Annotated in this window: 20 protein-coding genes, 1 riboswitch and 1 other annotated feature; of the genes, 2 read left to right on the top strand and 18 right to left on the bottom strand. The window is 49.6% G+C overall.

Features of this window, described 5'->3' with window-relative positions:
* Positions 1-13: 13 nt before the first annotated feature.
* From G9F50_RS16090 to G9F50_RS16055, 8 genes are all read right to left on the bottom strand, one after another.
* Positions 14-439, bottom strand: a complete 426-nt coding sequence (locus tag G9F50_RS16090; RefSeq protein ID WP_060561791.1) for an organic hydroperoxide resistance protein — start codon at positions 437-439, stop codon at positions 14-16.
* Between the two features lie 113 nt (positions 440-552).
* The gene (proA, locus tag G9F50_RS16085; protein WP_014417546.1) at positions 553-1,800 is read right to left on the bottom strand and encodes a glutamate-5-semialdehyde dehydrogenase; all 1,248 of its coding nucleotides are present in this window, start codon (positions 1,798-1,800) and stop codon (positions 553-555) included.
* Positions 1,797-2,909, bottom strand: coding sequence for a glutamate 5-kinase (proB, locus tag G9F50_RS16080; RefSeq protein WP_038461390.1), 1,113 nt, complete (start codon positions 2,907-2,909; stop codon positions 1,797-1,799). The genes proA and proB overlap by 4 nt, the downstream gene beginning before the upstream one ends.
* A gap of 68 nt (positions 2,910-2,977) precedes the next feature.
* Positions 2,978-3,191, bottom strand: a binding site (T-box leader).
* 86 nt (positions 3,192-3,277) lie between these two features.
* Positions 3,278-4,180, bottom strand: a complete 903-nt coding sequence (gene purU, locus G9F50_RS16075) for a formyltetrahydrofolate deformylase (protein WP_007407234.1) — start codon at positions 4,178-4,180, stop codon at positions 3,278-3,280.
* Positions 4,181-4,254: 74 nt separating this feature from the next.
* The gene (locus G9F50_RS16070; protein ID WP_007407235.1) at positions 4,255-4,569 is read right to left on the bottom strand and encodes a DMT family transporter; all 315 of its coding nucleotides are present in this window, start codon (positions 4,567-4,569) and stop codon (positions 4,255-4,257) included.
* Positions 4,569-4,907 carry a DMT family transporter gene (locus tag G9F50_RS16065; protein WP_015239709.1) on the bottom strand — a complete coding sequence of 113 codons (339 nt, stop codon included), beginning with the start codon at positions 4,905-4,907 and terminating at the stop codon, positions 4,569-4,571. The genes G9F50_RS16070 and G9F50_RS16065 overlap by 1 nt, the downstream gene beginning before the upstream one ends.
* A gap of 65 nt (positions 4,908-4,972) precedes the next feature.
* A riboswitch (guanidine-I (ykkC/yxkD leader) is annotated at positions 4,973-5,081 on the bottom strand.
* A 12-nt stretch (positions 5,082-5,093) separates the two neighbouring features.
* Positions 5,094-5,639, bottom strand: coding sequence for a GNAT family N-acetyltransferase (locus tag G9F50_RS16060; protein ID WP_060561792.1), 546 nt, complete (start codon positions 5,637-5,639; stop codon positions 5,094-5,096).
* Positions 5,640-5,738: 99 nt separating this feature from the next.
* On the bottom strand, positions 5,739-6,257 hold the full coding sequence (locus G9F50_RS16055) for an acyl-CoA thioesterase (RefSeq protein WP_003154772.1): 519 nt from the start codon (positions 6,255-6,257) through the stop codon (positions 5,739-5,741).
* 189 nt (positions 6,258-6,446) lie between these two features.
* Between G9F50_RS16055 and G9F50_RS16050 the strand changes: the two genes are divergently transcribed.
* Both G9F50_RS16050 and G9F50_RS16045 read left to right on the top strand, forming a co-directional pair.
* Positions 6,447-7,307, top strand: coding sequence for a dimethylarginine dimethylaminohydrolase family protein (locus G9F50_RS16050; RefSeq protein ID WP_060561793.1), 861 nt, complete (start codon positions 6,447-6,449; stop codon positions 7,305-7,307).
* Positions 7,308-7,377: 70 nt separating this feature from the next.
* Positions 7,378-8,427 (top strand): lactonase family protein, encoded by a 1,050-nt coding sequence (locus tag G9F50_RS16045; protein ID WP_060561794.1) that lies wholly within the window; start codon positions 7,378-7,380, stop codon positions 8,425-8,427.
* A 27-nt stretch (positions 8,428-8,454) separates the two neighbouring features.
* Here the strand turns inward: G9F50_RS16045 and G9F50_RS16040 are convergent, their stop codons facing one another.
* The 10 genes from G9F50_RS16040 to G9F50_RS15995 form a co-directional block, all read right to left on the bottom strand.
* On the bottom strand, positions 8,455-9,426 hold the full coding sequence (locus G9F50_RS16040) for an ABC transporter ATP-binding protein (RefSeq protein WP_007610864.1): 972 nt from the start codon (positions 9,424-9,426) through the stop codon (positions 8,455-8,457).
* Between the two features lie 3 nt (positions 9,427-9,429).
* A complete protein-coding gene (locus G9F50_RS16035) occupies positions 9,430-10,329 on the bottom strand; it encodes a C40 family peptidase (RefSeq protein WP_015417309.1) in 900 nt (299 codons plus the stop codon).
* Positions 10,326-11,393 (bottom strand): dipeptide epimerase, encoded by a 1,068-nt coding sequence (locus G9F50_RS16030; RefSeq protein WP_369878817.1) that lies wholly within the window; start codon positions 11,391-11,393, stop codon positions 10,326-10,328. The genes G9F50_RS16035 and G9F50_RS16030 overlap by 4 nt, the downstream gene beginning before the upstream one ends.
* Before the next feature lie 36 nt (positions 11,394-11,429).
* Positions 11,430-12,365: a S66 peptidase family protein gene (locus G9F50_RS16025; protein WP_060561796.1), complete on the bottom strand. Its 936-nt coding sequence runs from the start codon at positions 12,363-12,365 to the stop codon at positions 11,430-11,432.
* 87 nt (positions 12,366-12,452) lie between these two features.
* Positions 12,453-14,072, bottom strand: a complete 1,620-nt coding sequence (locus tag G9F50_RS16020; protein ID WP_012117375.1) for a peptide ABC transporter substrate-binding protein — start codon at positions 14,070-14,072, stop codon at positions 12,453-12,455.
* Positions 14,069-15,097, bottom strand: a complete 1,029-nt coding sequence (locus G9F50_RS16015) for an ABC transporter ATP-binding protein (protein WP_060561797.1) — start codon at positions 15,095-15,097, stop codon at positions 14,069-14,071. The genes G9F50_RS16020 and G9F50_RS16015 overlap by 4 nt, the downstream gene beginning before the upstream one ends.
* 5 nt (positions 15,098-15,102) lie before the next feature.
* Entirely contained in the window at positions 15,103-16,050 is a 948-nt protein-coding gene (locus tag G9F50_RS16010) for an ABC transporter permease (RefSeq protein ID WP_017417615.1), read from the bottom strand.
* Between the two features lie 5 nt (positions 16,051-16,055).
* A complete protein-coding gene (locus tag G9F50_RS16005; protein ID WP_007407247.1) occupies positions 16,056-16,982 on the bottom strand; it encodes an ABC transporter permease in 927 nt (308 codons plus the stop codon).
* Between the two features lie 14 nt (positions 16,983-16,996).
* Positions 16,997-17,821, bottom strand: coding sequence for a M55 family metallopeptidase (locus G9F50_RS16000; RefSeq protein WP_007407248.1), 825 nt, complete (start codon positions 17,819-17,821; stop codon positions 16,997-16,999).
* Between the two features lie 155 nt (positions 17,822-17,976).
* Entirely contained in the window at positions 17,977-19,536 is a 1,560-nt protein-coding gene (locus tag G9F50_RS15995) for an MFS transporter (RefSeq protein WP_060561798.1), read from the bottom strand.
* Between the last annotated feature and the right edge of the window lie 166 nt (positions 19,537-19,702).

The following is a 19,702-nucleotide window of genomic DNA, read 5'->3' as shown; positions in this document are numbered from 1 at the left end:
GGCATCCTTATTTTTATTCTGCTGCCAGAAGCTTCACTTCAATATTTCCCGCTGTCGCTTTTGAATACGGGCAGACACCGTGCGCTTTTTGAATAAGGGCTTCAAGCTCCTGTTTCTCAATGCCGGATGCTTTGACCTCAAGCGTAACGCCTAGTTTATATCCTTGGTCTGCTTCATCTTTCAGCAGACTGACATGCGCAGTAACCTCTGTTTCAATACTCAGACGCTCTTTTCTCGCCACGAGCTGAAGAGCGCTGTCAAAGCAGGCTGAATATCCTGCGGCAAACAGCTGTTCAGGGTTTGTAGCATGTTCGAGCTTTTTTGCTCTTGGCGTTCCCGGCATGGCAACATCAAGATTCAGCACTCCGTCAGAAGACGTGACTTTCCCTTCACGTCCGCCGGCGGCTGATACGGTTGCAGTAAATAATGGTTTTGTCATGTGAATTCACCTCTGTTATATTGTGTACAATTTAATTTTACACAATATAATAAGAACCGTCAATCTTTCCGCATAAAAAAAGCCTACCCTTTTTGAAGGATAAGCTTAAAAGATTATACGCGGATTTGTCCGTTTCCTTTGATGATGATTTTTGTAGATGTTAACGCCGGAAGCCCCATCGGCCCTCTCGCGTGAAGCTTTTGCGTGCTGATGCCGATTTCGGCTCCGTATCCGAATTCAAAACCGTCCGTAAACCGGGTTGAAGCATTATGATACACGGCGGCGGCGTCAACGGCGGTCTGGAAGTAAGCCGCATGCTCGGCGTTCTCCGTCAGAATGGCTTCTGAATGGTTTGTGCCGTACTGCTGAATGTGGCGGACCGCCTCCTGTACGTCCTGCACCGTTTTCACACTGAGAATCGGCGCCAGGTACTCCGCTCCCCAATCGGCTTCTTCTGCTTGTTTCGCTTGAGGCTCCAGTCTGCAAATCACCTGGTCTCCCCGGAGCTCCACCCCTTTTTCTGTCAGCTGATTCAGCAGCTTTCGCCCGTGTTCTTCGGCCCATTTTTCATGAATCAAAAGAGATTCAATCGCGTTGCAGACCGAAGGACGCTGTGTTTTGGCATTGATGACGATCTCGCCTGCCATTTGAGGATCTGCTGACTCATCTATGTACACGTGGCAATTGCCCGCTCCGGTTTCTAAAACGGGTACGGTTGATTCCCTGACCACAAGATCAATTAAATTTTTACCGCCGCGCGGGATCAATACATCCAGCCCGTCATTTAATGTAAAGAGCTGTTTGGCGGTTTCTTTGCTTGTATCTTCTATGAGCTGAACGGCATCAATCGGAAGCTTTGACAGCCCCAGTGCGCGTTTCATCACACTGACAAGCGCTATGTTGCTGTGGATGGCGGAAGAACTTCCTCTGAGCACAACCGCGTTTCCGGTTTTCAGGCAGAGTGTGGCCGCGTCTACGGTAACGTTCGGTCTGGCCTCATAGATCATGCCCACTACTCCGAGGGGCACGCGGATTTTTTCAATGGATAATCCATTCTCTTTTTGAATGGTCTCCAGCGATTCACCGACGGGATCTTCAAGACCGATTAATAGTTCCACGGCGTCCGCGATATCGAGCAGGCGTTTTTCATCAAGAGTCAGCCTGTCAATAATGTCAGGTGTCAGTCCTCTGTTCCGTCCCGCTTCAATATCTTTCTGATTCTCTGTTAAAATCAGCCGGCGTTCATTTCTGAGTCCGTCTGCGATACATTGGAGCGCTTCGTTTTTTTCAGCCGTCGTTTTCATGACCATTTCGGCAGCCGCTTCTTTTGCCAAAGCCGCTTTTTGCAATACTTCACTCATTTGTGTTCCCCCTCGTCAAATAAATTCACCCAATCATCTCTGTGAATCACTTCCACCTGCTTCGTTCCTGAAAGCTGGTCGCTCCGCTTCCCTTTGGCTTCTAAAATTTCATCGGATGAGTACTGCGTCTGCCCTTTGCCGATAATGCCGCCGGGTCCTCTGACTTCCACTACGGCCCCTTTCGGAAAACTGCCGCAGACATCGGCGACGCCGGCCGGGAGGAGACTTGACCCGTTATGGATCATCGCCTGCTCCGCTCCCCCATCAATGATGATTTCCCCTGATATCGGAGAATGAAACATGATCCATTGCCGTGTATTATTCACTGAGGACAGGTCTTTATCGCCGATATAAGTGCCGTCGCCTTTTCCGTCTAAAATTCCCATCAGTTTTTCCCGTCCGGAGCCGGTTCCGATAAACACCTTCACCCCGAGCGACAATGCGGTCTGGGCGGCGAGAAGTTTTGACTTCATGCCTCCGGTGCCGACCTTTGAGCCTGCTGATCCGGCATATCCAAGCAATTCAGGTGTGATGTCATTCAGATAGTCGAACCGCTTTGCGTCCGGGTTTTCATTCGGATTGGCATCGTACAGCCCGTTAATGTCTGTGATAATCATTAATTGGTCTGCATGAATCAACCCGCTCACCAGCGCCGACAGCATGTCGTTATCACCAAACGTCAGCTCTTCGACTGATGTGGAATCATTCTCATTAATAATCGGCACGACGCCACGCTCCAACAGTTCCATTACAGTGGCATAGGCATTTCTGTACCGCTCTCTTTTTGAGAAATCATTTCTTGTTAATAAAATTTGTGCCGGTGTCAGACCGTATCTTTTTAAATGGTCCATATATTGCTGCATTAAAAGCGTCTGGCCGACTGCGGCAGCTGCCTGCTTTCCTTTTATCGTAACGGGTCGCGACGGATAGCCGAGAGCGGAAAAACCCGCTGCCACGGCGCCTGAGGTAATGAGGATCACTTCATGCCCGTTTTCTTTTAATAAAGAAATGGCTTCCGTATGTTCCTTGATTTTTGCTTCATCAATACTTCCGTTACTGTTGGTGAGCGAGCTGCTCCCGATTTTCACAACAATTCTTTGTTTTTTCATCATTTCTCCTCCGTGGCAATCAATCCAAACCGGCTCTGTCAATAAAAAAAGCCCATTCCGTCCTGAAAAATAAGGACGAAATGGGCTTTCCGTGGTACCACCTTGTTTGAACGCGTTTTTCACGCGTCCCGCTTTCCTGTAACGCCAGGTTATCGCGCCTGAGTTTTCCCCTCAGGACTCCAAGGCAGGTTCGGCAGGTTTCATGCGGCAAAATGTTTCAGCGGGCCATTTTGCTCTCTGTCACAGAAAGTTCTGCGTACTGATCCTCTTCAACGCTCAATGATTTTTTTATATTATGCAAAGAAAACAGGTTCTTGTCAAGACATTTTCATCCATAAAAAACAGTCCGCCTCCCCGGCGGACCGCCATTAATTAAATACGATCGTTTTGTTTCCGTGAACGATGACGCGGTCTTCCAGATGCCATTTTACGGCTCTTGCCAACACGCTCCGCTCAATCGTTCTGCCGATATTCTTCAGATCCTCTGCGTGATCTCTGTGATCGACGCGTTCAATATCCTGTTCAATAATAGGCCCTTCATCAAGATCGTCCGTCACATAGTGAGAGGTCGCGCCGATTAATTTCACTCCGCGCTCATAAGCCCGTTTATACGGGTTAGCGCCGATAAAGGCCGGCAGAAATGAATGGTGGATGTTAATAATCCGATTCGGATGGGCAGATACAAAATCAGACGTCAAAATCTGCATGTAGCGGGCAAGAACGATCACATCAATCTTATACCGCTCCAGCAGCTCAAGCTGGCGCCGCTCCACTTCGGCGCGGATGTCTTTGTTAGCTTTCATGTAATGGAACGGAATATTCAGCGGTTCGACCACTTCTTTGGCCTCTTCGTGGTTGCTGATGACGACCGCAATTTCGGCCATCATATTGCCGCTTTGCCATTCCCAAATCAGTTCATGAAGGCAGTGCAGCTCCTTCGATACAAAGATCGCCACCCGCTTCAGCTCACTTGCCAGAGACAGGCTCCATGTCATGCCGAATGTCTGGGCGATTGAGGCGAACGCCTGCTGTAAGTCCTCTTTTTTCTCACGAATGCCCTTGCAGTCGAATTCGATCCTAAGAAAAAACCGTCCGCCTTCAGGATCAGTCGTGTATTGATTTGATTCAATAATGTTTGCACCATGTTCAAACAAAAACGCCGACACTGCCGATACAATTCCCGGCTGGTCGGGGCAGCTGACAAGCAGGCGCCCTTTTTCCTCATTCCCGCGGCGGTATTCTTTCAGCCGCTGTGTCATATATGAATTCATCTGTTTTAATCCCTCGTATCTTCATAATTCGTAACTTACTAATAGATTATACTGAAGATTTGATAAAAATCAATTTACGAAAGAATTTTCAGCCCTACGGCAGCGCATAAAATAAGCGCAATGAAAAAGATACGCTTCGCATCCTTCTGCTCGCCGTAGAAAAGAATGCCGGCTAATGCGCCGCCCGCCGTGCCGATACCGGTCCAGATCGCATAGGCCGTGCCCATCGCGATCGTCTCCATCGCATAAGAAAGCAGGGAAAAAGAAGCCGCAAATCCGGCGATAATGAAAAGAATCCATTTGACTTTCTTTTCTTTTTGAAATTGATTCATTAAAATGACCCCGAGCATTTCACAAAGACCCGCGGCTATCAGGCTGATCCAATGCATTACGCCTTCTCCTCCTTCGTCTCAGGCTTATCCTGTGTGACCAGCTTTAATCCGATGACACCGATCAGCAAAACGCCGATCAGCACGATTTTCACCGGATCGGCCTGCTCTTTGAAAAGCAGGATTTCACTGAGCACGGTGCCCGCTGTCCCGAGTCCGGTAAAGACCGCATATACCGTTCCTACGGGCAGGCTGTCTGTCGCCTTGATTAATAGATAAAAACTGATGATGATTCCCACAATCGTGCCGCTCCATGCCAGTGCCGAATCAGCATGTTTCAGGCCGGTGACCCATACCACTTCAAATACGGCCGCTATGACCACTAAACCCCATTTCATGTTTTTCACCCTTTCTGTTTCCGGACAATACAAAAAGCCCGGATAGTCGTCTCACATGAGATTGACTCTCCCGGGCTTTTTTCCCTCCGTGTGCATATGCGGGATATGTCCGCATATGTGTTTTCTCTCGGACCAGGCCATGTATGAACATGCGGAACCCTAGAAAACATGTCTGTTCGTATCATACTACATTTTGCCGAAACGTTCAACGTCAGATGTGATGTCAAATACCGTCAGCTGCCTCTCCCATTTGGTAACGGTCTCACCGGGCACCATACCGATTTTTTCCGCGACACGGACGGAGGCAGCGTTTTCCGGATCAATCAGCGCCGCTATGCGTCCGTATTGCTGCGTATGAAAACCGTAGTCCAGACAGGCGTTCGCTGCCTCTGTCGCATAGCCGCAGCCCCAGCGGCGGCGGGCAAACATATAGCCGATTTCCATCAAAGTGTTTCCGTTTACCGTCTGCGGAACGATTCCGCATTGACCGAGAAATGCGCCCGTCTCTTTATCCTCTGCGATCCAAAGACTGACGCCGTATCCTGCGGCCAATCGTTTGTTCCAGGCAATCCATTCCTTCGTTTCCCGTCTGCTTTTAAGAGAAGGATAATATTTCATGACCTCTCTGTCGGTAAACAGCCCGTACAAATTTTCTTCATCGTCATCCCGCATAGTCCGCAGACGGATACGCCCGGTTGTCAGGATGGTGCCGGAAGACTTATGTTTCATCATGCACGCCACGTCTCCTTTCCCTGTAATAGATTATGGATCCGGCAGGAAAAGTCCTTTCTCAGCATAAAAAAACCGCTTTTTAAAAAAGCGGTTTGACGATTACCAAGGTTTATCTGTTCCGAGCGCCTCGGCCAGGGCCTTGCTGTGTTTTAAGCGGTTTTTTCGTTCTCCGGCGCGCTGAACGGCCGTATTGTGAAGCATGATTTCTTCCTCGGTTTCCGGCACGATCCGCGGAACGGGTACCGATTTCCCGTTTGAATCAAGCGCGACAAAGGTCAGAAACGACGTTGCCGCAAGCTCGCGTTCGCCCGTCATCAGATGTTCTTTAATGACTTTGACAAACACCTCCATAGACGATGTGCCGACCCATGTGACGTAAGATTCAAGGCATACGGAATCTTGTTGGCCGATGGGGCGCAAAAAATCTACAGAATCCATTGAGGCCGTGACTGTTTCACACCGGCAGTGGCGGGCCGCGGAAATTGAAGCGATATCATCAATGTAGCTCATCAGCTTTCCGCCAAACAGCGTATTGTGATTATTCGTATCAAGCGGAAAAACCCTGCTTGTTTTAACAACCCTTGTTTCTTTGCAAAATCTTGATTCTGGCAACTTCATATTATTTAAACTCCCCTTTGGTGTCTGGTCGTTTTGACTCATTCATCTGTACCCTATTAAACGATACTTTGACCGTTTTGTCTAAAATTTTAAATATTAAGTTGGTTAGATATTCTCTCATAAATGTTTCATTATTCATCACATCCGGGAATAATAAACGCACATTGAATACCGACAGGAGGATATCACATGGACGTATCCATTCCCAAATCCACGCGGAAACCGGCTTGCCGCAGTGAGTTTGATGCTTTGCAGACAGTCATCTTATGCCGGCCGGAACACATGGCCATCAAGGATATTATTAACGGAACGCAGAAACATTTCAAACAAGAAAATATTAACATACCCGTTGCCCTCAAACAGCATAGTGAGTTTATTGACATTTTAAGATCTCATCAGATTGAAGTCGTCCTGCTGCCTGCCGATCCCGCATTGCCTGAGCAGGTATTCACCCGGGATATCGGATTTGTCTTAGGCGAGACGGCGTTTATTTCAAACATGGCGGCTTCAGTCCGGCAGGGAGAAGAAAAAGTGTTTCAAAACCTGCTTGACAATAAGAAAATCCCTTATACGCGACTGAAAAAAGCGAACATTGAAGGCGGCGACATCTTGATCGCAGACGGCACCGTTTACACCGGGCTGAGCAAGCGCACGGATAAAGCGGCTGTCCGGGAGCTGCGGGAGGCGCTGCCGGAGATGACGGTTGTGCCGATCCCTCTCAAGGAGGATTTCTTACATTTGGACTGTGTATTTAATATGATCTCGGAAACGGAAGCGCTATACTGCAAAAATGGCTTGCGGCAGGAAGAAATTGATCTTCTCGCCGAACGTTTTGAGATGATAGAAGTGCCTGAAGAAGAGCAATTCACGCTCGGTCCTAATATCCTGTCACTCAGCAATCAGACAATTATCAGCCTGCCGCAGCACCGTCATACGAACCGCGAGCTCAGAAAAAGAGGTTATACAGTCATTGAAATCGAGTTTTCCGAAATTATTAAATCAGGCGGTTCCTTCCGCTGCTGCACCTTGCCGCTTGTCAGAACATCTTAAACATTTACAAGGCAGTTTCCTTCAAGATACGTTAATATAGAGAAGACAAGACTCTAAAGGGGGAAACCGAATGGCTAAGTACATAGGATACGCGGGAACATATACAAAAGGCGGAAGCGAAGGCATTTATTGTTTTGAACTTGATACAGAAGCGAAACGGCTCAGCCGTCCGAAGCTGGCAGCAAAGCTCGGCAACCCGACATACGTCACTCCGAATTCTGATAACAGCATGCTGTATTCCATTGAAAAGGCAGACGGAAAAGGCGGCGTCGCAGCCTATCAGATTCATCAGAACAGCGGGGAATTAACTTTTGTAAACCACCAGCTGATTGAAGGCCCGTCTCCATGCCACGTCAGCATTGATGATAAACATGAATATGTGTTAACCGCTAATTACCACAGCGGAAAAGTGCACGCCTTTCCCGTCAATGAAGACGGAAGTCTGCGGGAGCCGGCTGCCGAAGCCGGTCATACGGGAACAGGTCCTCATGAAAGACAAGAGAAACCGCATACCCATTTCGCAGGCTATACACCTGAGCATAACTACATTGCAGCCGTCGATTTAGGGACGGATACGCTTTATACTTACCAAATGAAAAACGGTTCGCTCACAGAGGTGAAAACTCACTCTTTCGCACCGGGTTCAGGGCCGCGCCACATCGTTTTCCATCCGGCGGAAAAATACGCCTATGTCATGACGGAAATCAGTAATGAAGTCATCGCGCTTGAATACAACCCGACCTTAGGTGAATTCAGAGAGCTGCAGGTCATTTCCGCTTTGCCTGAAGGCTTTACGGACAAATCGCAAGGCAGCGCGATCCGCATATCTAAAGACGGCAGATTTCTTTATGCCGCCAACCGCGGACATGACAGCATCGCCATCTTTAAGATCAACCAATATTCCGGCGAATTGTCTCTTATTGAATGGGTGCCGACAGAAGGAAACTGGCCGCGTGATTTCGCGTTTGACCCTTCCGAGACATTCCTTGTCGCGTCAAACGAAGAAACGGGAAATCTGGTTTTGTTTGAACGTGATCCGGAAACGGGCAAATTGACTCTGCTTCAATCTGACATTCCGGTTCCGTATCCGGTCTGTGTGTTATTTCTGCATCAGGTTTAATTAAAAAAGAAAGCTGACTTTATATTGTCAGCTTTCTTTTTTGTATAAATGGCAGGCGACAAAACGCCCCGCCTTCACTTCTTCAAGCTCTGGCGTTATCTTACCGCAGAGCTCCATCGCTTCAGGACACCGCGTCCTGAATACACAGCCGCTCGGCGGGTTAAGGGGGCTCGGCAGCTCCCCTTTCAGAATAATCCGTTCACGCTTGTCCTCAAGAAGCGGATCAGGAATCGGGATTGAGGATAAAAGCGCCTTCGTATAAGGGTGAAGCGGTTCCCGGTAAAGCGCAGCGCTTTCTGTAATTTCCATCATGCGGCCCAAATACATCACGCCGATCCGGTCGCTGATATGCTTGACCATTGATAAATCGTGGGCGATAAATAAAAATGTCAGCCCTTTCTCTTTCTGAAGCCTTTTTAAAAGGTTGACGACCTGAGCCTGTACCGACACATCCAGCGCGGAAATCGGCTCATCCGCCACGATAAATTCGGGATGCAGAGAGAGCGCTCTGGCAATCCCGATTCTCTGCCTCTGTCCGCCGCTGAATTCGTGGGGATACCGGCTGCCGAAATCCGGATGGAGCCCGACAGCTTCAAGCAGTTCATCCGCCATCATCAGACGGGCTTTTCTTGTATTGTAAAGATTGTGGATTTCCATCGGCTCCATAATAATTTCCCTTACGGTCAGGCGCGGATTTAACGAGGCGTAAGGGTCCTGGAAAATCATCTGCAGCTTGCGGAAGAAGACCGACCGCTGTTCTGCCGCGGCACGGTGTATATCCGTCCCTTCATATGATACCGAACCGGCCGTCGGGTCATACAGACGGAGAATAACCCTTCCGAGCGTCGATTTACCGCATCCCGATTCTCCGACAAGTCCGAATGTTTCCCCTCTTTTAATGTGAAAGCTGACACCGTCGACTGCTTTTACGGCTTTCTTTCTTCCTGCGTCAAAATGCATTTTCAGCCCGCTGACTTCAAGGAGCGGAGATGCCGTCATTTTCTATTCCCCCTTTTCGCTTATACAGCGGCGTACGGTGCATAATTCTTTTTCATAGACGGTTCCTTCCAAAGACAGCACTTCGATTGTTTTTCCCGTTTTCGGGGAGTGCAGCATTCGGCCGTCTCCCAGCGCCAAACCGACATGGTGGATCGCGCCTTTTCCTTCTTCATAGGCGAAAAACAAAAGGTCAGCCGGCAGGATATCGTTTACCGCCGCGCCGCATCCGGCTTTTGCTTGGTCCTTTGCATCACGGGGAAGGGTATAGCCGTTTGCTTTAAATATCGAATACATAAACCCGGAACAGTCAAACCCGAAACCGCTCAGTCCTCCCCATAAATACGGAAGCCCGAGAAACATCATGCCCGTTTCGATGACATCGGCCGCCCGTCCTTCCGTATGCCGGCACTCGTCTGCGTCAGCTTCATTTACGAACCTTTCTCCGAGCGGCGTCACCACCCGGAAAAAGCCTTTCTCACGTCCTGATGCCGGAAGACGCGTTAAGAAACTTACTTCCAAGTCCGGTTCGCCGTTTGTGTGATATAAAATAGCTGTCGGTTTGGTAATCCATACGGCGGGGGAAGATGTATGGAAGCCGTCTTTTGAAAGCTGGCTTTTTTTCATCCACCCCGGATATCCGCGCACATCCTTGTTTGAAGGCTGGCCGGGAACGGCGACAAAAGCCCATTCCCCTTCCTCTTTGAGAATGATCACTTCTTCCCCGAAAAGCGCTTGCGTTTGGACAAGGTTGTCTGTGCATAATTGCAGCCGCTCTTCATATCCCATAGACGCTAACCATTTTCTGATCTGCGGCGGGTTTTCAAGCATCGGCGCATCATCCGAACGGGGAGATGACGGCAGCGTCCATACGTTGGCTGCCGCCGCTGTAACGGCTGCTCTCATCTTTTCGCCCCCTCTTGTATCGACACACCGGTAATGCCGAGACCCGGTTCGTCGGGAATCGCAATCTGACTGCCGCTGTATGTGATGCCGCCTTGAATCAAATCATCTTTCAGCATAAGCGGCGCATCAAAATCAAACCTCGTCACATTCCGTTTGCCCGCGGCAAAATGGGCCGCGGCGGTGATGCCGAGTTTGGTCTCAATCATGCTGCCGACCATGCATTCCACGCCGCACGTTTCCGCCATCGCATTGATTGTTTCCGCCTGCTTTATGCCGCCCGCTTTCATCAGCTTAATATTAATTAAATCGGCGCTTCTCGTCTGCAGCACGTGAAAGGCCTGACGGGGGGTAAAGACGCTCTCATCCGCCATAATCGGCGTGTCTACGGCATCTGTGACCTGCTTCAGCCCGGCGATATCGTCTTTGTGAACAGGCTGCTCGACCAGCTCAATGCCCAGTCCGGCGTCTTCCATCTTTCGGATCGCAGTCACGGCTTCTTTCGGCGTCCAGCCTTGGTTGGCGTCCAATCTCAGTTTGACGTTTGCGCCGACACGTGATCTGATCGCCTGAATCCGGGCAACATCGTCTGATATGTCACCTATGCCGACTTTTATTTTTAAAATATGAAATCCTTTGTTCACATAACGGTCTGCATCCCCCGCCATCTCCTCAGGAGAGTTAACGCTGACGGTAAAATCTGTTTCCAGTGTATTCCGATAGCCGCCGAGAAGCCGGTAAAGCGGCTGTCCGTGCATTTGCGCCCATCCGTCATATACAGCCATATCCACCGCGGCTTTTGCGCTTTGATTTCTTTCCAACAGCCGGCTGATATCAAACAAAACGGCTTCCATGCCGGAAATGCCCCGCCCCAAGAGAGCGGGCTTCAGCACATCGTGGACGGCGCTTTCAATACCGTCCGCGCTGTCGCCTGTAATGACAACCGTCGGCGGCGCCTCCCCCCAGCCGGTCAGACCGTTGTCAAAAGTGAGCTTCACAATGACCGATTCAGCATTGTAAACCGTGCGTAAAGCGGTCTTAAACGGCTTTTTCAGCGGCACGGACATCCGTCCCGTTTGAATATCTGTAATCCTCACGCCTGATCACTCCCTTCCGGAAACCCCCGATTCAATCGTTACCGCTTTGGCCGCCGTATCCATAACCGCGCGGGTTCCGATCGGAACGGCGAAGCTCGGTGAACAATGGCCGATTTTAAAGCCTTTGAGCGCGGGCTTCCCTGATTTGACAATGTAATCGTTCAGCACTTGCTCTAAAGTAAGCGACTTTTCTTTATGCTTCGGTTCGCATTGGTGAAAATCACAGACCAGGATTCCGGCAGCGTCTGACAGTTTTCCGGCCATCTTTAATTGATTCAGCATTCTGTCGATTTGATACGGCTCCTCATCAATATCCTCGATAAACAGCAATTTGTCTTTTGTATCAATTTCAAACGGCGTGCCGAGTGTGGACGTAATGAGCGACAAGTTGCCTCCCGCAAGCTCTCCCTCGGCCCTTCCGCCTGTCAGCACCTCAAGCGGAGAAATGTCCTCCGTATAGGTGAATTCCGTTTCTGTAAAAAGCTGATGATACGACGCTTTTGTCAGGGGATCAGCATCTTCAAGCCCGACATCCGTGCTCAGCATCGGGCCGTGAAATGTGACGAGCCCCGTATTTTGATGAATGGCGGTATGTAAAAACGTGATATCACTGTATCCCCAGAAAATTTTCGGATTGCGGCGGATTAAGCCGAAATCGATGTCGGCGGCAATGCGGCCCGTGCCGAATCCTCCGCACGCGCATATCACCGCTTTGACACTCTGATCACTAAACATGTCATGGAGATCATCGAGGCGCGCCCGGTCCTCTCCCGCCAAATAGCCGTGACGGGTCTTCAGCGCCCGGCCGAGTTTCACTTGAAGGCCAAGCTCATTCTCTAAAAACAGCAGCGCGGTTTGCAGTGTCCCGCTCTCAGGCGGGCTTGCGGGCGCAATCACACCGACCGTGTCGCCTTTTTGCAGTGCTTTCGGTTTATGGTTCATGACTTTTTCAATCTCCTTTCCGGATTGAAAAGTGAAACACGCCGCTCCTTTAACGGCAAAAGAGCGGCGTATGTTTCCGCTGTAAGATCAGGACTTTTCCGCCCACTTCAGATCAATGTAACCGACGGGGTGCCGGACAATGCCCTTCACGCCGCTGTTCTGCAGATGCACCTGATTGTAAAAGTAAATCGGAATGATCGGAGCCTCGTTCATGAGCAGTTTTTCCGCTTTATGCATGAGCGCAAAACGTTTTTTGGCATCGGCTTCCTGTTTTGCCTGCTTGATGTAGCCGTCGTATGCCGCGCTGCCCCAGCCCGTGCGGTTCATGGAATTATCCGTCTGGAAAGCCTCTAGAAAACTGATCGGATCTGCGTAATCCGGTAAAAATGAGCTTTGAGAGAACTGGAACTTCAGTCCTTTCTGCTCTTCTAAAAAGACGTTCCATTCCATATTGGCGAGCTTAACGTCTATACCGAGCACACTTTTGAGCTTCTGCTGAATCGCTTCCGCTATTTTCTTATGCTCCGGTTTTGTGCTGTATGTCAATGTAACGGCGGGCAGCTTGTCATAATGCTCTTCTGCCATGCCTTTTTCCAGCAGTTTTTTGGCTTCTGATTCATCCGGATTTAATAAACTGCCGCCCGCTTCGCGGAAATCTTTCCCGTCAGGCTGAGTAAATCCCGGGGATACAAAGGCATGTGCCGGCTTTTCACTGTTTTTGGTCACATAATCCGTGATTTCTTTCTGATCAATCGCTGCAGCGAACGCTTTTCTGATCTTTTCATTTTGAAACGGCTCCATTTTTACGTTAAAACGATAGAAATAGAGCCCGGCCTGATCCCACGTGCGGACATTTTTTCCTCCCATCAGCTGCTCGCTCAGCTCTGCCGGCACAAAGGCGGTATCCAAATCCCCCGACTGGAACATCTGATAGTCGGTATTCCGGTCACTGACCATCGCCCATGTGACTTTATCCAGTTTCACCGTCTTTTTATCCCAATACGTCTCGTTTTTGACCATCGTCATGCTGTCGTCATGCTTCCATTCCGTCAGTTTGAACGGCCCGTTGCCGACAAAGGTTTTTGCTTCAGTGAACCATTTCGGATCAGCCTTGGCGACCTTCTCATTAATCGGGAAATACGCCGGATTGGACACGACGCTCAGAAAATAATCCTGCGGTGCCGCCAATGTGACGACAAGCGTTTTTTTATCTTTTGCCGTGACTTTCACGTCTTCTTGTTTGCCTTTTCCGCTGTTAAATTCTTCCCCGCCTTTGATCATATAGCCGAGAAAAGCGGAAGATGCGCCCGTTTTCGGATCGAGCATCCGTTTCCAGGCGTACACGAAGTCTTCCGCCGTAACGGGATCGCCATTTGTCCATTCGGCGTTATCCCGGATATTGAAGGTATATGTCAGCTTATCAGCGGACACCTTCCAGCTTTCCGCCATGGCCGGTTCGGGCTTATTATCTTTTCCGAGCCTCGTCAATCCTTCCATGATGTTATTCAGCGGCTGCCAGGATACATTATTAAATCCGATCGGCGGATCAAGTGAGGTCGGCTCATTTTCGTTATTGAGCCGCAGCACCGTTTCACCCCCCTGTTCTTTTGCTTTGCCGGGTTCTGTCCCCGCCTGTTCATTGGCTGTACAGCCCATCAGAGCAAACGAAACAACAGCAATCACACCGATCGCCCATCTCTTTTTCATTTCAATCCCCCTTTTTCCTCTGCTGCCGTCATCTGCTGCTTCAGCCGCTCTGCACGGTGATCCTGAAGCCAGCAGTTGACGATATGGCTTTTGGATTTCACGGTTGTTGCCGGGTATACCTTTTCACAGACGATCATCCTGTCCGGGCAGCGGGCGGCAAACGGGCAGCCCGGCGGCGGATCGAATAAATCAGGCGGCGTCCCGTCAATCGGCGACAGCTCACTATCCTCCATATCCAGCCGCGGCACTGAACGAAGCAGTCCCTTTGTGTATGGATGAGCCGGACTGTAAAAAATATCATGCCTCGTGCCGATTTCGGCGATTTTCCCCGCATACATGACGGCGACTCTGTCGGCGGTCTGAGCGACGACGCCGAGATCGTGTGTGATCAGAATAATAGACACGCCTGTTTTTCTTTGAATCTTCTTAAATAATTCAAGGATTTGTGCTTGAATCGTCACATCAAGAGCCGTTGTCGGTTCATCGGCGATCATAATTTCCGGCTCGCAGATCAGAGCCATCGCGATCACGATCCGCTGCCGCATGCCCCCGCTTAATTGGTGGGGGTACTGCTTCAGGCGGGATTTCGAGTCCGGGATACCGACCAGATCCAGCATGGCGAGAACTTCGGATTCAGCTTGTTTTCTTGCCATGGCGCGGTGTTCCAACAGCGCTTCTGAGAGCTGATTCCCTATGGTCAAAGTCGGATTGAGCGCCGTCATCGGGTCCTGAAAGATCATAGAAATATTGCGCCCCCGGATTCCCCGCATTTCCCGATCCGACATTTGGCAAAGGTCTTTCTGTTTAAATTGTATGCTTCCGGATTCAATCTTTGCCGAATGTTTCGGAAGAAGACCCATCACGGCTTGTGACGTCACGCTTTTTCCGCAGCCCGATTCACCGACGATCGCAAACGTTTCACCTTTATATAAATCGAAGCTGACGCCTCTGACGGCTTTTACAGTGCCTCCGTATGTTGAAAAAGTAACATGCAGATTTTGAACGGAAAGAACTTGCTGCGCCATTTTTCCTACCTCCTCAGTTTCGGGTCTAACGCGTCCTGCAAGCCGTCTCCAAGTACGTTAAACGCGTACATCGTCAAGGAAATGAAAAAAGCGGGGAAAAACAGCCGCCACCAATGGCCTGATAAAATCGCCGGCAGCCCGTCGTTTGCCATGACTCCCCAGCTTGCAAACGGCGCCTGAATGCCGAGTCCGAGAAAACTTAAAAATGATTCCGCAAAAATCGCCGCCGGCACCGTAAGCGTCATTTGGACAATAATGGCTCCCATCGTATTCGGCAGCAGATTTTTCTTAATGATCCGAAATGTTTTCGCTCCAAACGTTTTCGAAGCCAATACGTGTTCATCATGCTTCATCCTCAGCACCTGCCCTCTGACAATCCGCGCCATGCCGACCCATCCCGTCACGGTCAGAGCGACGATAATGGAACTGAGCCCCGGCCCCATCAGCACCATTAACAAAATGACAACGAGCAGATACGGCAATCCGTAGAGAACCTCGATGATTCTCATCATGGCGCTGTCTGTCCGGCCCCCTTTGTAGCCGGCGACGCCTCCGTAGATGACGCCGATCAAAAAGTCGATCAGCGCCGCCATCACACCGACAAATAAAGAGATCCTCGCTCCGTACCATGTTCTTGTAAACACGTCCCGGCCAAGTTCATCGGTTCCGAACCAGTGTGAAAAAGACGGCGGAAGATTCTGCTCGGCGAGCGTCTGCCTTGTCACGCTGTGCGGTGATATCAGCGGACCGAACACAGCCGATAGAAACAGGCAGCATAATATCACAAGGCCGGCCATCGCCAATTTGTTCTTTTTAAGCCGCCGCCACGCATCCTGAGTGTAAGACAGGCTCGGACGCTTGACCGACTCGGTTTCACCCTTTCTTTCCGCGCCCGGCTGAAACCAGTCATCAGGCACTTCTGTGTGTTTTACCGTTTCTTGCGGGAGATTCATCAGGATCACCCTTTCTTATGAAGTTTTATGCGCGGGTCTAACAGGCCGTATGCCAAATCAACCAGAAACAGCAGGACGATCAGAATCACACTGTAAAATACGGTCGTTCCCATGATGACCGGGTAATCTCGCTGATTGATGCTTTCTACGAAATATTTGCCCATTCCCGGTATGGCAAAAATTTTCTCGATGACGAAACTGCCCGTTAAAATACTTGCGGCAAGCGTCCCGAGGACTGTCACAACAGGCATAAGAGCATTTTTCAATGCGTGTTTGATCACAATTTTGACGGGAGAAAGCCCCTTTGCTTTTGCCGTGCGGATGTAATCCTGAGTCAGCACTTCGGCCATGCTTGATCTTGTCAGCCTCGCGATAATGGCCATGGGACCGACGGCAAGCGCAACAGTCGGCAGGACCATGTGAACGGGACTCGTCCAGGTAGCTGCCGGAAACCATCTCAGATGAACCGCAAATTGCTGAATCAGCAGCGTAGCCATAATAAAATTCGGAATGGAAATCCCGAGCACCGCAAGGCTCATGGCCGCATAATCGAGAAAGCCGCCGCGCCTGAGAGCGGCCATTATGCCGAGCGCGAGCCCGGAAATAACAGCGATGATGATCGCCGTTATCCCAAGCTCAAATGAGACCGGAAACCCGCGTTCAAGCATAGCGTTTACACTGTCTGACGGTTTTTTAATTGAAGGACCGAAATCAAAGGTAAGAATGGATTTTAGATAGATGGCGTATTGAGTGATAAGAGGTTCGTTCAGATGGTAGTAGGATTCGAGATTTCGCTGGACCGCTTCGTTTGTGCCCCGCTCTTCGTTAAAAGGCGAACCGGGTATCACTTTCATCATGACAAATGTCAGAGTGGTGATGACGAGGACGGTCATAATCATGGCGATAAAACGTTTGATAAAATACCGCAGCAATGCCGTTCACCCCTTTAACAGAATGTTGTTCTCATGGCGAGTTCTGTCATGACGAGCATGGCCTGATAGGCTTCCGGCATGTCTTTTGCCTGAAATTGAACGATTGTCGTTCCCGGGATGATTTCTGTGCCCGGCATTAAATGGGCCCATTCAGCCTGTCCGTAGTTGGCAAATTCAATGCCTAATACAGGTCTTTCAGGCGGAGTCAGCGGTTTGACCTTATCTTTATTTTTGAGCGCATAGGCTGTTTTTTCCGTCAGGAGCCGTCCGGCTTTTTGAGGGGACAGGCATTTGACCGCGGTTCTTGAAATGGTTTGTTTGACGGCGGCAGTCGTCACATTCGGGATCAGCTCCTCCGCTTCTTTTGCGGCGCAATCATCTCCTGCAGCCATGATGACCGGGACATCGTAAAATCCGGCGAGATAGGCATTTAACCCCAGTTCACCGACCGGCTTATCATTTATGTAAAAGTGGCGGACGCCGAATATCATGCTGTGCGACATGACGCCCGGCATCGACGCTCTCGCATGATAGCCGATAAACATCACACCCGAATACGATTCATCAAGGCCCTGCATCATGGAAAACGGCTTGACATCCCCCGTAATCAGTTCTGCCTCAGGGTGAAGTTTTTCCGCGAGCAGATTATTCATCTTTGAGTGGCTGTCATTCACGGTCACTTCCGTGCATCCGTTATTAAACGCTTCTGCGATGCACCAGTTTGCTTCTTCGGTCATCAGAACCCTGCCGCGCTCATAATTGTGCATGCGGGAATTGACAAATGTTTCATCAGGCAGCCCGGAAATCCCTTCCATATCCACAGATAGATACAGTTTCATGTAATGCCTCCTTTTTTACTTAAAATTTCGATATTAAATTATGAATATTCTAACAAATTATATTAAAAAAGGATGAAACATGCAATATACCATTCTGCCATTATGGGAAAAAACAAACCCTTTTCACCGGGAAAAGGGTTTGCTGATAGAAAAAGTTACATACTGTTTTTGCTTATATGATGACGCCGAAACTGTCTGACCGCACTTCTGTATTCATGATCGGGAATGACCTGATGCCTGATCGGTTCAGGAGCCTGCGGCGAAGGCTGTTCAACCGCCTGCTTACGGACGGCATGCGGTTTATGCGCCAGCTTATGTCCCATGCCGGTCGCATTCATGACAAATGATAAACACACTAAAAGCAAGCTTAAGATGAAAGCAATAAGAAACAAATCGCTGTATGTCCCCATCAGCAGGTCATGCGGCGATTGTGTGCCGCGCGCGCCCCGAAGCGTGCCGGAAGCATCTCTTTTCGTAAAATACCCTATTAAAACAGGTGCGCCCATATAAATGAAAAGCCTTAAAAACTGAACTGCCGTCATGCGTTTCACCAGTTCCGGAAGCGGTCCGCCCAACGCGGCTCCCATCAGTCCGGCTGCCACAATAAGCCCTGTCCCGGCCGCCAGCATCACGAAAAGCCCCGCAAATAGAATAAGCGGTATATGATGATCCGCCGGCATCCATTGGAAATTCACGAACACCAGTATAACAGAGCCTGTTATGCCGAGCATGCCCGGACCGACTTTATCATATGCTAATGCACTGATGACAGCGGCGATGGCCACGCCTCCCAAAAGGCTCGCATAAAGGAATATCAGTTGAGTTTGTGACATATGATATGCGGTCTGAAGCTCCCCGTGAAATGCAGAAAGACTGACCGCTATGGAAATACTGCCCGCAGCGATCATGAAAACACCCAGAATCGGCTTTGGAATCAGCATAAGTTTAATCGAAATCAGCGCATGTTCGTTTCTGTACTGCATGATCAGCAAGATCAGAAGAATGACGATGCTTCCTCCAAATCCCGCCAATGTCTGCCATGATGAAAAGCCCCATTTCGGCAGATGAATAAATGTATAGGCGGTCAGCACGGCTGATACACCCGCTAACAGAAAACCGATGCCGTCAAATGGAGATTTTTCAGCATTTTTATGAGCGTCATCCCGCAGCCACATATAACTGAAAATGAGGCCGAAAAAAGACAGCAGGCCAAAAATGCCAAACAGCCAATGCCAATGGCCGGCGCTTGCCGCCGCCGTGCCTAAAACAGTCCCCATAATAACGGACCCGTAAAATCCGCCGATTAACACAAATAATGCGTAATTCCGGCGCTCAATCGGAAACGAAAGCACCAGCATCGGGATCATAATCATCAGCATAGTGCCCGCCGCAGCTCCCTGTAAAAAACGGCCCGCGGCGAGCGGATAAATATCATTTGTCACAGCAGCAAGGAGCGCTCCGATGACACCCGCGGCCATCGAAATCATATAGACAGGCCGGGAGCCGAATCTTTTTCTTAAATACGGCCCCGCCGGCACGAATAAGGCAAATGCCATATTACCGATAATAATCGGATGAAAAGAGTCAAAGTTTTCCCCGCCGACCGTCTGCCGGACAAGGCTTTGAACAGCCGAAAGAGCGGTATTCGACATCAGCCCCGGCCCGACCGCCAATACAGCGAGCAGAGAAATAATCCAGTGATGTTTTTCTTTCATGTGACAGCTCCTTTCTGACTATTTGACAAAGTGAAAAAGCTAACAGATCTCCCCCATTAGCTTGACAGAATTTTCATATCTTTTCATGTGAAGGATTGAACATAATATCTCATTTATTATTTCAAATCCGATGGAAATTGTCAATATAAAGCGCCGCGCGTCCGAT

Origin of the sequence: Bacillus sp. EKM206B (genome assembly GCF_011066015.1) — a bacterium.
GTDB lineage: Bacteria > Bacillota > Bacilli > Bacillales > Bacillaceae > Bacillus > Bacillus velezensis.
The sequence above is the reverse complement of the archived record's forward strand: the minus strand, read 5'-3'. Positions and strand labels throughout refer to the sequence as shown.